Origin of the sequence: Dorea sp. ICN-14282, assembly GCF_037890115.1 — a bacterium.
Taxonomy (GTDB): Bacteria; Bacillota; Clostridia; order Lachnospirales; family Lachnospiraceae; genus Dorea_B; species Dorea_B phocaeensis.
In genome coordinates, this window is sequence record NZ_JBBKBH010000002.1 from 275,114 (window position 1) to 289,306 (window position 14,193).

The 14,193-nt window shown below is 42.7% G+C and carries 10 protein-coding genes, 1 pseudogene and 1 other annotated feature; of the genes and pseudogenes, 7 read left to right on the forward strand and 4 right to left on the reverse strand.

The genetic code is table 11. The features are described 5' to 3' along the window. Window positions 1-6: 6 nt before the first annotated feature. Window positions 7-278 (reverse strand) — a binding site (T-box leader). A 210-nt stretch (window positions 279-488) separates the two neighbouring features. From WKT00_RS06730 to hydF, 6 genes are all read left to right on the forward strand, one after another. Then, a complete protein-coding gene (locus WKT00_RS06730; protein ID WP_101695017.1) occupies window positions 489-983 on the forward strand; it encodes a DNA-deoxyinosine glycosylase in 495 nt (164 codons plus the stop codon). A gap of 45 nt (window positions 984-1,028) precedes the next feature. Beyond that, window positions 1,029-1,877 carry a protein-ADP-ribose hydrolase gene (locus tag WKT00_RS06735; protein WP_340262193.1) on the forward strand — a complete coding sequence of 283 codons (849 nt, stop codon included), beginning with the start codon at window positions 1,029-1,031 and terminating at the stop codon, window positions 1,875-1,877. Further along, window positions 1,865-2,809: an AEC family transporter gene (locus WKT00_RS06740; RefSeq protein WP_101695019.1), complete on the forward strand. Its 945-nt coding sequence runs from the start codon at window positions 1,865-1,867 to the stop codon at window positions 2,807-2,809. Before WKT00_RS06735 ends, WKT00_RS06740 begins: the two co-directional genes overlap by 13 nt. A 195-nt stretch (window positions 2,810-3,004) precedes the next feature. Beyond that, on the forward strand, window positions 3,005-4,054 hold the full coding sequence (gene hydE, locus WKT00_RS06745; protein WP_340263042.1) for a [FeFe] hydrogenase H-cluster radical SAM maturase HydE: 1,050 nt from the start codon (window positions 3,005-3,007) through the stop codon (window positions 4,052-4,054). 93 nt (window positions 4,055-4,147) lie between these two features. Next, the gene (gene hydG, locus WKT00_RS06750; protein ID WP_101695020.1) at window positions 4,148-5,569 is read left to right on the forward strand and encodes a [FeFe] hydrogenase H-cluster radical SAM maturase HydG; all 1,422 of its coding nucleotides are present in this window, start codon (window positions 4,148-4,150) and stop codon (window positions 5,567-5,569) included. A 47-nt stretch (window positions 5,570-5,616) separates the two neighbouring features. Continuing rightward, window positions 5,617-6,834 carry a [FeFe] hydrogenase H-cluster maturation GTPase HydF gene (hydF, locus tag WKT00_RS06755; protein ID WP_340262198.1) on the forward strand — a complete coding sequence of 406 codons (1,218 nt, stop codon included), beginning with the start codon at window positions 5,617-5,619 and terminating at the stop codon, window positions 6,832-6,834. A gap of 152 nt (window positions 6,835-6,986) precedes the next feature. Here the strand turns inward: hydF and WKT00_RS06760 are convergent. The 4 genes and pseudogenes from WKT00_RS06760 to WKT00_RS06775 all read right to left on the reverse strand — a co-directional run. Further along, window positions 6,987-7,144, reverse strand: a pseudogene (locus tag WKT00_RS06760) (TIGR01457 family HAD-type hydrolase); the annotation flags it as partial. A 161-nt stretch (window positions 7,145-7,305) separates the two neighbouring features. Next, the gene (locus tag WKT00_RS06765) at window positions 7,306-8,106 is read right to left on the reverse strand and encodes a helix-turn-helix transcriptional regulator (protein WP_340262201.1); all 801 of its coding nucleotides are present in this window, start codon (window positions 8,104-8,106) and stop codon (window positions 7,306-7,308) included. A 350-nt stretch (window positions 8,107-8,456) separates the two neighbouring features. Continuing rightward, on the reverse strand, window positions 8,457-9,854 hold the full coding sequence (locus WKT00_RS06770; protein ID WP_340262204.1) for an MFS transporter: 1,398 nt from the start codon (window positions 9,852-9,854) through the stop codon (window positions 8,457-8,459). A 169-nt stretch (window positions 9,855-10,023) separates the two neighbouring features. Further along, window positions 10,024-13,062: a glycoside hydrolase family 2 TIM barrel-domain containing protein gene (locus WKT00_RS06775; protein WP_340262207.1), complete on the reverse strand. Its 3,039-nt coding sequence runs from the start codon at window positions 13,060-13,062 to the stop codon at window positions 10,024-10,026. A 200-nt stretch (window positions 13,063-13,262) separates the two neighbouring features. Between WKT00_RS06775 and WKT00_RS06780 the strand changes: the two genes are divergently transcribed. Continuing rightward, window positions 13,263-14,126 carry an AraC family transcriptional regulator gene (locus WKT00_RS06780; protein WP_101695025.1) on the forward strand — a complete coding sequence of 288 codons (864 nt, stop codon included), beginning with the start codon at window positions 13,263-13,265 and terminating at the stop codon, window positions 14,124-14,126. The last annotated feature ends 67 nt before the right edge of the window (window positions 14,127-14,193 follow it).

Here is a 14,193-nt window from a genome sequence, read left to right on the forward strand (position 1 = left end):
ATGTATGTAAAGGGCGATTGTCGTCGCGGTACCACCTTCATTGATATGATCACAGATCATATATCTCATCTTATTCTTTAACGGGAACGACTCCGGGACTGCCTAGCCTTTTCGTCGATGTCCTAACTCATCTCGCTGCAATTCTTCTTACCGTACAGGTTCAGCAATCCGGCTCGGAAGCTACCTTCTGCATCTTCATCGCTAAGCGCCTCTCAGCCTACGGGCCGCTCTCTCTGACAGGTGAACCAATGCATACTCCTCTTCTTCAACGCCTTTACTTTTTAAAACTAATGACTATGATATCTATCAGTCCAGCGTTTGTCAAGGAGTTTAGGGAATTTTCAGAAACTCTTAAGGAGTTGTCCCCTTCTCTACTTTTCCCCTCACAAAGATTGTTTCCCCTACTATTTTATGGTATCCTAAACCATAACTTCTATTGGCTTTCTTAGGAAATGCCGATCAAACCATCAGAAAGGCAGATGACTTCTATGAAATCGGAATATGTAACGCATAACTTTGCCCCCATCTTCGATCAAAACTCGCAGATTTTGATGCTTGGAACCATGCCTTCCCCAAAATCCAGGGAAACCGGCTTCTACTATGGACATCCTCGAAATCGTTTTTGGAAAGTGGTATCGGATGTATGCGGCGAACCGCTTCCGGAAAGCAAAGAGGACAAAATTCAGTTCGCATTAAGAAATCGAATCGCCATTTGGGATGTGCTGGCTGGATGCGAAATTGCCGGAGCCGATGACAGCAGTATCAGAAATCCGATTCCCAATGACATGAACGTGATTTTAGAAAGAGCGAATATCAAGGCCATCTTCGCAACCGGCACAAAGGCTTCCCAGCTATACCGCCGCCACTGCCAGCCCAAGACCGGCATCGAGGTGATCTGCCTTCCTTCCACCAGCCCCGCCAACTGCCGCATCAGTTACGAGCAGTTATATGAAGCCTATTCCCAAATCTGTAAATATTTATAAATTCTTTCAAATGATTCACAAAAAGAATTCACAAGGAGCACGATTATGAATCCCTATCTTACCAATTTAAGCAAAGAAGAAAAAATAGAACGTCTGATTACACTTTTAAAAGAAGAAAATCCCGGATATGCCTCCCTTGCCGAACCCGCGGATGCCGCTGGAAAGCGAAGGCTTCTTCGCACCCTGATGAACGTACGCTGGCCGGGTGAGATTTCCGCGGAATACCAAACACTTCAAGATTCCCTTTTGCAGGAAGAGAGTAAGGAGCGCGGAATCGTCTCTATTAAGGAGCTTCCTACCGCAGCCTCTTTATACCCTTGTACAAAGATCAAAAACGCGGACCGAATCACCCTCTGGCAGGGCGATATCACACGCCTGTCTGCCGACGCCATTGTAAACGCTGCAAACAGTCAGCTTCTTGGATGCTTCGTTCCCTGTCACGGCTGCATCGATAATGTGATTCATTCTGCAGCAGGCGTACAGCTTCGTAATGAATGCGCCCGTCTAATGGAAGCCCAGGGGCATGACGAACCCGTCGGCAAGGCCAAAATCACCTCCGGTTATAATCTGCCTGCCAAGCATGTTATCCACACCGTCGGTCCCATCGTCGGTCAGGAGGTAACTGATCGCCAAAGGGAAGAGCTTCGCTCCTGCTATTTAAGCTGCCTGAAGCTTGCAGCGAAACAGAGTTTAAAAACCATCGCTTTCTGCTGCATTTCTACCGGGGAATTTCATTTTCCCAACAAAGAAGCGGCTCAGATCGCGCTTCAGACCATTGACACCTGCCTGTCTGTCCTGGATCTTTCTCGGGTGGTAATCAACGTATTTAAAGAGGAAGACTTTCACATTTACAAAAATCTATTTGAGGAGCAAATCGTATCATGGAAAATCTGATCTTTAGTTTAAATGCAACTGTCCCTATCTTCCTGCTGATGATTCTGGGAATCTTCCTTCGGAAAATCGGCTGGGTAGATCATGCATTTGCATCCAAAATGAACACCTTCGTCTTTCGGCTTCCGCTGCCCGTTCTGGTGTTCAGCGACTTGGCAACGGTAGATTTCTCCCAAGTTTGGGATGTCCGCTTCGTGCTCTTTTGTTTTTTTGCAACACTTTTTAGCATCGCTCTTGCAGCGCTTCTTTCCCGAATCTGGAAAGCTACGCCTATACAGGGTGAGTTTATTCAGGCTTCCTATCGAAGCAGCGCCGCCCTTCTTGGCATTGCATTTATCCAGAATATTTATGGAACCGCCGGCATGGCGCCTCTTATGATCGTTGGAAGCGTGCCCCTTTATAACATCATGGCAGTGCTGGTACTCTCCCTGTGCAAATCCAATCAACAGGGACTTTCAGGCGACGTTCTTAAGAACACCCTCAAAGGGATTGTAACCAATCCAATCCTGATCGGAATCGCAGCCGGACTTCTCTGGTCTGCCATCGGCATTCCCATGCCTTCCATCGCCGCGAAAACGATTTCCAATATTGGCAGCATCGCCACTCCAATGGGGCTGATTGCTATGGGCGCTTCCTTTGATTTTCAAAAAGCGCGTGCCAAACTTGCCCCGGCTGTCACCGCTTCCTTTCTGAAGCTCATAGGATTTGCAGCACTGTTTCTCCCTCTGGCTGTTTCCTTTGGATTCCGCGAGGAAAAGCTGGTTGCCATCCTGGTTATGCTAGGCTCTGCCACAACCGTCAGCAGCTTCGTAATGGCCAAAAATATGGAACACGAAGGGGTTCTGTCTTCCAGCGTCGTCATGCTGACCACTATGTTCAGTGCATTTACGCTGACCGGATGGCTTTATCTCTTAAAATGTATGGGCGTGATCTAGTCTTCTTGTTGTGAAGACTCTTCGCTCGTGGTATAATATACTTCATAACGTACTACTCACAAAGGGTAATTCCTGCGTGAAAAGGCGGAGCAATGAAATGAACACGAAAAAGGGTAGGGAGAAGTCTACTCTTTTTGTGGAACCCGGCCCGCTGTGCCGGGCTTTTTGTTTTTAAGGAGAATCTCTATGGAAAATATGCAGACACTTCGAAATCTGCTTCAAAAACTAAAGATCAGCCATTCTCTCTCTTTCGATGAATGGGTAACTCTGATTAATGGGCGTACTCCCAAACTTTCAGAAGAATTATTTGCCATGGCCAGAGATCAGCGTCACCGCTATTATGGGCATGACGTCTATGTTCGGGGACTAATTGAATTTACCAATTACTGCAAAAACGACTGCCTCTACTGCGGCATCCGCAAAAGCAACAGAAATGCCCACCGCTATCGTTTGACCAAGGATCAGATTCTTGACTGCTGCAAAACAGGATATCAGCTTGGCTTTCGGACCTTCGTTCTGCAGGGAGGAGAAGATGGTTACTTTACCGACGAACGGATCATCGATCTTATCCATGCCATCAAAAAGGATTATCCTGACTGCGCCGTCACTTTATCTATCGGTGAAAAATCCCGCGCCAGCTACCAGGCCTTTTTGGATGCCGGAGCCGACCGATACCTTCTTCGCCACGAGACCTTTGACCACGCACATTATGAAAGCCTTCACCCGCCAGGCCTGACTGCCGCCAGCCGCCAGAAGTGTCTGTGGGATCTAAAATCCATCGGGTACCAGGTGGGCACCGGCTTCATGGTCGGCTCTCCCGGTCAGGTAGCAGAACATCTCGCAGAAGATATGCAGTTTATCCAGCAACTTAATCCACAGATGATTGGAATCGGGCCTTTCATCCCGCACCATGACACCCCGTTTGCCGACCAGGCTGCCGGAACACTGGAGCTTACTTTATTTCTTTTGGGACTGCTTCGGCTGATGCTTCCAAAGGTTCTGCTTCCTGCAACCACCGCTCTTGGCACCATTCATCCAAAGGGACGGGAACTGGGTATCCTCGCCGGGGCAAATGTTGTAATGCCCAACCTCTCTCCAACCGATGTGCGCAAGGATTATCTGCTCTACGATAACAAAATCTGTACCGGAGAGGAAGCCGCCGAATGCCGCCACGATCTGGAGGAACGCATGCAGTCCATCGGCTATCAGGTCGTTACTGCGAGGGGCGATTCTCTCAATATCTAGAAACGCTTGCCGCCGGCACACTATAAATATGTCATTTGGGATACCGTCTGGAAACACACAGCGATATCCCTGTTATAAAAGGAGGACTTAAAAATGTATGATGTAAATTCCAAACATGCAGAAGACTTTATTAACCACGAGGAAATTCTTTCAACACTGGCTTATGCCGATGAAAACAAGAACAACCTCCCTCTCATTGAATCTCTGATCGAAAAAGCCGCTAAGCGCAAAGGGCTCTCTCACCGGGAGGCTTCTGTTCTTTTGGCCTGTGAAGATCCCGATTTAAACGAGAAGATCTTCCGCCTCGCGGAGCAAATCAAAAAAGATTTCTATGGTAATCGAATTGTATTGTTTGCACCGCTCTATCTGTCTAACTACTGTATCAATGGCTGTACTTATTGTCCATATCATTTGAAAAACAAACATATCCCACGCAAGAAATTATCCCAGGAAGATATCAAACGGGAAGTCATTGCACTGCAGGATATGGGACACAAGCGTCTGGCGCTGGAAGCCGGTGAAGATCCGGTTCACAACACCATGGATTACTATTTGGATTCCATCAACACCATTTACAATATCAAGCATAAAAACGGAGCAATCCGCCGGGTAAATATCAATATTGCTGCCACGACAGTGGATAACTACCGCCTGTTGAAGGAAGCCGGAATCGGAACCTACATCCTGTTCCAGGAAACCTATCATAAAGAAAGCTATCTGGAGCTGCATCCGACAGGTCCAAAACACGACTATGATTATCACACCGAAGCCATGGACCGTGCTATGGAAGGCGGCGTAGACGATGTAGGAATTGGCGTTTTATTCGGACTGGATAAATTCCGCTATGAATTTGCCGGACTTCTGATGCATGCAGAACATCTGGAAGCAGCATTTGGCGTTGGCCCTCACACCATCAGCGTTCCAAGACTTCGCAATGCCGATGATATTGATGCAGATGCATTTACAAATGGAATCGATGACGACACCTTTGCCAAGATCGTAGCCTGCATCCGAATCGCGGTTCCTTACACCGGCATGATCATTTCCACAAGAGAAAGCCAGCAAGTGCGCGAGCGTGTACTGCATCTTGGCGTCTCTCAGATCAGCGGCGGCTCCCGCACCAGCGTAGGCGGTTACTGCGAACCAGAACCGGAAGATGAAAAATCCGAACAGTTCGATGTCATCGACAACCGCACCCTGGATGAAGTCGTACAGTGGCTGATGAAAATGGACTATCTGCCAAGCTTCTGCACCGCCTGCTACCGAGAAGGTCGTACCGGGGACCGCTTCATGTCCCTATGTAAGAGCGGACAGATTCAGAACTGCTGCCATCCTAACGCATTGATGACGCTGGAAGAATATCTGATGGACTACGCTTCTCCGGAAACCAAACGTATCGGCGATATGCTGATCGATCGGGAAGTTTTAAACGTCCCAAATGAAAAAGCACGCGCCGTCGTGCTGGAGAACCTGAAGCTGATCCGGGAAAACAACCGCAGAGACTTCCGCTTCTAACTCTCAAATAAGAACACGAAAGAAGGGAACGTCTGGAGGACACTATTATGAGCTTAAATAACACTCCGTCTGCCGAAAGGATCCACATTGGGATCTTCGGCAGGCGCAATGCCGGAAAATCCAGCCTGATCAATGCTCTGACTGGGCAGAATCTTGCCATCGTATCCGACGTAAAGGGCACCACTACAGATCCGGTCTTAAAAGCAATGGAACTTCTCCCCCTCGGTCCGGTCGTTATGATTGATACTCCCGGTCTCGATGACACGGGAGAACTCGGCGCTCTGCGCATACAAAAAACCTATCAAATCTTGAATAAAACGGACATTGCTCTTGTGGTCATTGATACCACTGTCGGAATGACGGATGCCGATGCTGCTATTTTAACGCGGATTCAAGAAAAAGAGATTCCTTATCTTCTCGTTTGGAACAAGGCAGACCAGCTGGGAACAGACGCAGAATTAAAAGGGGATTTTGCTGGTTCCATTCCCAAGGAGCATTCTATCCTAATCAGTGCAAGCACGGGCAGCCATATTCACGAACTCAAAGAAAAACTGGCCTCTCTGGTACCAACGCAAGGAAATGACCGTAGAATTGTCAGTGACCTAATCCGCCCCGGTGATTTTGTGGTACTGGTGGTTCCCATTGATAAAGCTGCGCCAAAAGGGCGTCTCATTCTTCCTCAGCAGCAAACGATCCGAGATATTCTCGATACCGGAGCCACTGCCATCGTCACCAGAGACACCGAGCTTTCCGATACCTTGAATCGGCTGGGCGAACTGCCTTCCCTTGTGATTACTGACAGCCAGGCATTTGAAAAAGTGGCAAGGCTGACGCCGCCAGAGGTACCGCTAACTTCCTTTTCCATTCTATTTGCAAGATATAAGGGAAATCTTAACACCGTCGTAAACGGTGCCCGCGTCCTTGATATGCTAAAGGATCAGGACACCGTTTTAATCTGCGAAGGCTGCACCCATCACCGCCAATGCGAAGATATCGGAACAGTCAAGCTACCTCGGTGGATCCGGGAACACACCGGAAAATCCCTAAATTTTGTATTCACCAGCGGTACCGAATTCCCGACAGATCTTCGCCCTTACCGAATGATTATTCACTGCGGCGGATGCACGCTGAATGAACGGGAAATGCAGTTCCGACTGAAATGTGCCGAAGATGCAGGCATTCCCATCACCAACTATGGAACTGCAATTGCATATATGAAGGGAATCCTTGAGCGAAGTATTCAGGTGTTTGAAAACAATCTATAGATTCAAAAAAAGCTGTAAAGTTTTCATATCAAACTTTACAGCTTTCTTATCTTTATCATAGAAAATGAGAAATAATCTGATGTCAGCAACGCATAGGCATTCGTTGCCAGAATCGAAGCTCGTCTCTGTCTGTAAATTCATTTTGCACAAATATTTGTCAAAAACAAATATTCTTTCTTTTCATCATGCAACCACTGGATGAATTCCAGAACACCTGGCAATATCTGATTGCCATGATAGATCACACCATCCATATCACAGATGAATCCTTTTTTTCATTAAAATCGATTATGGATTTTATCATGTTCATATGCGCCCTGCCTTTCTTGTTTCTTTAGAATACACCTCACTCTTTTCATAATAGAATAAAACTCTTTTTTCTACAAATATTTTCATATTATATCATCCACACATAAAATCAAATACAAAGTACTGTGAAATCAAAGTAAATATTTCTATCAACAGCACCTTTTATGACAACATCTCTTTCACACAAGTACTCCGATAATCACTCGGTGATATTTTATATCTTTCTTTAAATACTCGGTTAAACGTTCTCTGACTTTCAAATCCACTATCCAGACAAATGTTTGTAATAGAATCACTCGTATTTTCCAAACGATGGCATGCATAGTTCAGCCTTGCATCGTTAAGATATTGATTAAAGTTTCTATGGAATGTCTTGGAAAAGAGTCTGGATAAAACATATTTGCTCACCCCCAGATCTTTTGCCATCTCTTCCAACGAAAACTTCTTCTTGAAATTTGCTGATATATAGGAAACTGTCTGGTAAATAAGATCATTGCTCCCCACACTACTCTTTTCTACCAAATTTAATTTTCCTATGCAGCGTGCCAACACAATTTGAAGATATGCCTGTGCAACAGTAATATCCGACTGTTCTGTCTCTAAAATTGCATTTATAACCCTATATACCTCCGGTTCAACCTTTTCCGCTTTGATGATTGGGTATTCAGGAGCCATGGATTGCATGATATCTGCAAATTTGGCTATCGTAAATAGCGATGCAATCAGATGAGTCGCTTTATTTACACCGGGTGTCAGTACCTGATAGTGATGAATAACATCTGGAAATACAAAGCCTATATCTCCTTTTTCCATATGGTATAGTTCCTGTCCGACACCAAGTTCTAATGATCCACTTGTTACACAAACGATCTCCAGTGCATCATGAAGATGTGGTTCAATATGTTTTGACTTCCTATTTATTGCTATAATCTCCTCTTTTGTGTCAACATATTTTAACTGCATGAAATACTCCCCTTTGCAATATTTGTCTATATCTTCTTTCGATTTGGCAAGCAATCCTTTTACACCTATCTTATAATCAACTTGTAAATAAGGAAAGGAGGAATTGCAAATGAGCAACCTAAAAAAATATCTGAATGACCTTTTAGTATTCTACACTGAATATTTTGAGCATCCTTACCATGTATAAATACTAAAAGGACTATTTTGTGAAAACTGAATATTTTCTTAAGGCCATTTCACAAAAATGAAGTGGTCCTTTTTTATTTTCAAAATACAGTTCTATCACCTTATATATAGAAAAAGCACTGTCTCATCGAGCAACGACCAGACAACGCTTTCTCCTGTCAATTCTAATTTATGTCTGATGCATCTGTTACTTCATCTGCAGCAATTCCTTTTTCTGCTTTCAGTTTTTTATTTGCATCTTCTACATTCATTCTTGAAAGTACAAACATAATCAATACATCAAAGATTAACGGAAGCCAAAGATACATAAACTGCATCATATCAAGTGCAGACTGCGGCTGAGTTGCATTTGTTCCGATATATCCACTGAACTCAAGCAGCCATCCAACAACAGCGGTTCCAATACCTCCACCGATTTTTACGCCAAGAGAAGTACAAGAGTACATCGTTCCGTCAATTCTCTTTCCCTGTGTAAGATAAGTGTATTCAGAGCAGGATGCGATAACTGCATTCATATCTCCCTGCCACGGTCCCTGACCTAAGGCTGCAAGAGCTGTAAATGCTATCATCAGCGGAACACTGCCCATATATCCTGCAACAACAACAAGTGCTCTACCGATGACTGCTAAGACATAACCTCTTAAGTTCAGTTTATACATACCTTTCCACTTACCAACTAATGTCGGTGTGAAAATCAGGGCAATGATCAGTGGAATATTTACTGCCCATGCAAATTGTCCAAACAAATTCTTATTTTTCAGTACCCATGTCATGTAATAAATGCCAGCTCCAATCATGGCACTATATAACTGCTGTAAAATATATGTTCCACAAATCATCATGTAATATTTGTTTTTAACAAGAAGCTTGAATGCCTGTACCATTCCGTACTTTTCATTATCATCCTTTACTGCTCCTTCGTTAAGTTCTTCCTCAGGAAGTTCCTTAACAGAAAGTGCTGAAATCGTATTTACGACAAGACCAATGATTGCATAGATAATAGCAACCGTTCTCCATGCTGCAGCATCTCCACCACATTTATCTACAAATCCAACTGTAATTGCCTGAATCAGAAGACTTGTTGAAAACGCAAAAATAAAACGGTAAGATCCCATCTGCACACGCTCTTTGCTGTTCTTTGTAATCAGTGACGTAAGTGCTGAATAAGCAATATTGTTTGCTGTATAAAACACACCATTTAACAGTGTGTAAGAGATAAAGAACCATGCATATTTAGCCGTTGTTCCCAAGCTGACTGGTACTGCAAAACAGCAGACCAGCGTAATGGCACAGCCAATATATCCATATAGCATCCAGGGTTTCGCTTTTCCCATTTTACTGTGTGTTTTGTCAATCATTGATCCAAAAAATATATCCGTAAAACCATCAAATAGTTTTGATACGGCAATCAGGGTACCTACGACACCTGCAGCAAGTCCTACTGAGTCCGTCAAATAGACCATCATAAAAGATGTCAGGAACGCATAGACTACATTACCTGCAATATCGCCTGATCCATATCCAATTTTGTTATACCATTTCAAATACTTTTTTTCTTCCATCGAATTTCTTTGCTCCTCATCTTCATCGCACTTAGAATTTCAAAATGTCTAACAGAGTATGATGTCTAATTCTAGTTTTTTCTCTGTTTTTGTCTGATTGCTCTGTATATCCGGACTTTACATAACAATCAGACTCTCTTTCCTTGTTTACGGGTTACATGAAACTTTATTATCCCTTTATATACGGTATCAGTGTAAACTGGAACCGGAATAATACATCATCAAATCGGTACTGATCCAATACAACTGGACCACAACTATTAGAACCAATGCCATTTAGTGCATAGTCAACACAAAATACTACACTATCTGATTCTGTCAGTTCATAATTATGCGTTTTCTCCTCAAGTTCTTCCTGCGTATAATAAGAAGCATTGAATGAGAAGGCATTTTCCGCAGAGACCACAATTCCATATCGACTGTTGTTAAGCTCTATATATTCACAATCATAATGGCTTCCATTTTCCTGTGGGCGAATATAATCCTCATGCAAATCATCTACATTTGCCTGATACAAACCGTGGCTCGCAGCCTGATGTTTGTCACAATAGCTTTCCTGTGGTCCCATTCCAAAGTATCGTACAGCTGAAAGTTTTTTATCCAGGAACATCCTCACACCAAATCTTGGCAGGTCTGGGAATTCATCATCTTTTGTTACTTCAATATCTGCATCAATCTTTCCAGCAGCTTCTATTTTCCATGTGATCGTCACATCAAGAATCTTCTGTACTGTCTCTGCCACAACGGATGCATGGCTTGTAATTTTCACACCATGCTTTCCCTGCACGACCTCTGTCGTGTAAGCTCTTGTATAAGCTTTATCATAATGGGCTTTCTTCCATTCAGACTTAATGTACATATCGTTATCTGTTGGAGCTCTCCAAATATTTAATTCCATCGGATGGTTCAAGTATTCCCGCCCTGCGAATTTCATCTCTGTAAAGAGTGCAGTACGTTTGTCTATGGTATAAGCAAATTCACGCCCCTTGATATGGATCTGTGTATCATTTTCATTTACCTGTAACTCAGAGTCCACTGCTGTTTTTTGTAGCCATTTCTCAGCAAGTTTACATTTTGCACCGTCTTTGCTCACCTCAATTTCATCGAATCCAAGAATATGGTCTTCATCCAACAGTGGCAATTCCTTTTTCAGATGGTAAATAAATTTTAAATAACATTTTCCACTCTCTGGCACATTGATTTTAAGGTTTATTTTTCCTTCACTGTGTGGTGCTGCTGAAACTTCTGGAAGTTTACCTTTGCTGATTACAAGCCCGTCCTGCGTCAGTTCATAACTGATCTTCACATAATCTTTCAAGTCATCAAAATCCATGTAGTTATGAAGCACCAGTTCTCCGCTTTCTTTGTCATAGGAAATAACCCTTGCCGGGCGATAAACATTCTTGTATTCCAAAAGTCCTGTATGTACCGTTCTGTCCGGATATACTAATCCATCCATACAGAAGTTGCCATCATGAATTTCTTCGCCATGGTCGCCCCCATAAGCATATATAGCCTTTCCATTCTCAGCAGTTCCATGAGCAATCGCATGGTCACACCATTCCCAGACAAAGCCGCCGCACATTTTATCATTATCCTGAATCATCTGGAAGTAATCTTCAAAATCTCCAGGTCCGTTTCCCATACTGTGACAGTACTCTACCAAAAGGAAGGGTTTGCTTCCATCTTTATCCAGATATTCCTGAATTTCGGAAAGCGCCGGATACATCCGGCTGTACACATCCAGATTGCTGTAATCATATGTTTCATCATAATTACGGTATCTTGCACTCTCATATTGTGTGATGCGGTCTGGATCAAAATTCTTTGTCCATTCCAGTGCTTTTTCAAAGTTGCAGCCATAAGCACTCTCATTTCCCATTGACCACATAACAATACAGAAACGGTTTTTGTCACGTTCCACCATAAGTTTTACGCGATCAACGATTGCCTCTTCCCATGCCGGATCATCTGCAATCATCTCATTCCATCGTTTGAACCGATTGTAATCGGTGTCTTCTTTTCTGTAGATCATAAATGGACCATGAGCTTCAATATCTGCTTCATCTATCACCATGAATCCATACTTGTCACACATTTCATAGAAAAATGGTGCGTTCGGATAGTGGCTGGAACGGATCGCATTAAAATTATGCTGCTTCATTAACGTAAGATCGGTTGTGAGCTGTTCCAGACTGATTGTAAATCCAGTAACCGGATCGGAATCATGTCGATTGACACCACGGAATTTAATCTTCTGTCCATTTAGGTAAATGACCTGGTCTTTAATCTCTATCTTTCTTAATGCAATGTGATCTACAATTACTTCATTCTCTGTTTCAAGAATCAATTTATATAGATATGGATTTTCTGTATTCCAAAGTTCCGGACTTGCAATTTCTAATACAGCTGTTCCTTCTTCAGCAATACTTCCTAGTGCTACAACTGCTCCATTTCTATCTTCAATCGAAATTTTTACATTTAAGGGAAAGTAGAATTTCATTTCAATTTCTACTTTCGCAAGCATATCCTCAATTCTTGTTTTAATATGATAATCACTGATTGCCTGTTTTGGGCGTTTCAAAATATACACATCCCGAAAAATACCACTCATACGGAATTTGTCCTGATCTTCCAAATAGGAACCATCACACCACTTCATGACCAGAACCGCTATGCTGTTCTCTCCGTCCCGAAGGAGGTCGGTGATATCAAACTCACTGGTCATATGAGAAACCTGGCTATACCCTACATAAGAGCCATTGATCCATACATAAAAGCAACTGTCTACTCCTTCAAAGTTCAAAAAAGCTTTTGATGCTTTCTCATCTCTGCTGTACTCAAAATTATGTACATAAGCTCCACACGGAATATCCTGTGGCACATATGGTGGATCAAACGGAAACGGATACCGGATGTTTGTATACTGGTGTGTATCATATCCTGCCATCTGCCATACACTTGGAACCTGAATCTCATCAAAATTTTCTGTATCATAATTCTTCTCAAAGAAAGAATCCTGAATGTCATAGATGCTGTTAAAATACTGGAACTTCCAAGTTCCGTTCAATAACTGCATACGATCTGACTCTTCTCTGTGTTCCACCAGGTTATCCATTCTTCTGGATGCCGGAATATAATAGGCTCTGGCTGGCATTGTGTTTTCGTGCAGTACGCTTAGATTTTCATAATAACGTGGTACGATCATAAATAACTCTCCTCCAATACATATACTTTTTTGTTCTTTGTTTTCCTAAAGCAAACCTTATACTTTACTTTTTTGTTTACGTTCCTTAGTTATGCTATATATAACTTATCCTAATCCGCAAAATATGTCTATGAATTGGATTAGACAAAATATGCACTAAATGATACAATGATAAAAAGTACGAAAAGAGGTGCTGTCCTATGTATTTGAACACCGGTTATTTAAACCACTCCCATATGGATTTCAAAGACAAAAGTCGCCCACTGGTTGTAGGAAGCTGTGGTACTTACCGTCTTTCCAGACATCCCAAACTTCCGACCTACCGTCCAAGGGGGCGTCTGGATTATCAGATTATATATATCACTGCTGGTTGTGGGCATTTTCATTTTGACAATGTGGATAACGAAACGATTGTCCCCGCCGGCAACATTGTACTGTACAGACCGAAGGAACTTCAGAAATATGAATATTACGGAGAAGATAAGACAGAAGTATACTGGATTCACTTCACAGGAAGCAATGTGAAAAATATCTTACGTCAATATGGGTTTCCGGATAAAGAACGTGTCTTTCAAGTGGGTACATCTAATGAATATGAACAAATTTTCAAACGTATCATTATCGAGCTCCAACGCTGTCAAGACAATTATGAGGAAATGCTTGTCCTTTTGCTACGTCATCTTCTGATCAGTTTCCACCGGGAACTGACAAGAGAGCACATATTAAAAAATGAATATCTTGATCATGAGATGGATAATGCTGTTACCTTTTTCAGTGAAAACTACAATCAAAATATCAATATTGATGATTATGCTGCCTCACGAGGCATGAGTGTCAGCTGGTTTATCCGAAATTTCAAAAAATATACCGGTTCTACACCAATGCAATTCATTGTGGGAATCCGCATCAACAATGCTCAGATGTTACTTGAAACAACAACTTATTCCATCAATGAGATTTCTAAGATTGTCGGATATGATAACCAGCTTTATTTCAGTCGGCTTTTTCACAAGCTGAAAGGATATTCGCCAAGAGAATACCGAAAAATAAGAAATAAGTTATGAAATCTATAATGTCATAAAAACTAAATGTCAAAAAAGGATGCCACCGAATCAAAACAGATTACGTGAC

Excerpts from the sequence above, each read along its gene's own strand:
- WKT00_RS06730 (WP_101695017.1), top strand. The coding sequence starts at position 489 with ATGAAATCGGAATATGTAACGCATAACTTTGCCCCCATCTTCGATCAA.
- WKT00_RS06735 (WP_340262193.1), top strand. The coding sequence starts at position 1,029 with ATGAATCCCTATCTTACCAATTTAAGCAAAGAAGAAAAAATAGAACGT.
- WKT00_RS06740 (WP_101695019.1), top strand. The coding sequence starts at position 1,865 with ATGGAAAATCTGATCTTTAGTTTAAATGCAACTGTCCCTATCTTCCTG.
- hydE (WP_340263042.1), top strand. The coding sequence starts at position 3,005 with ATGCAGACACTTCGAAATCTGCTTCAAAAACTAAAGATCAGCCATTCT.
- hydG (WP_101695020.1), top strand. The coding sequence starts at position 4,148 with ATGTATGATGTAAATTCCAAACATGCAGAAGACTTTATTAACCACGAG.
- hydF (WP_340262198.1), top strand. The coding sequence starts at position 5,617 with ATGAGCTTAAATAACACTCCGTCTGCCGAAAGGATCCACATTGGGATC.
- WKT00_RS06765 (WP_340262201.1), bottom strand. The coding sequence starts at position 8,106 with ATGCAGTTAAAATATGTTGACACAAAAGAGGAGATTATAGCAATAAAT.
- WKT00_RS06770 (WP_340262204.1), bottom strand. The coding sequence starts at position 9,854 with ATGGAAGAAAAAAAGTATTTGAAATGGTATAACAAAATTGGATATGGA.
- WKT00_RS06775 (WP_340262207.1), bottom strand. The coding sequence starts at position 13,062 with ATGATCGTACCACGTTATTATGAAAATCTAAGCGTACTGCACGAAAAC.
- WKT00_RS06780 (WP_101695025.1), top strand. The coding sequence starts at position 13,263 with ATGTATTTGAACACCGGTTATTTAAACCACTCCCATATGGATTTCAAA.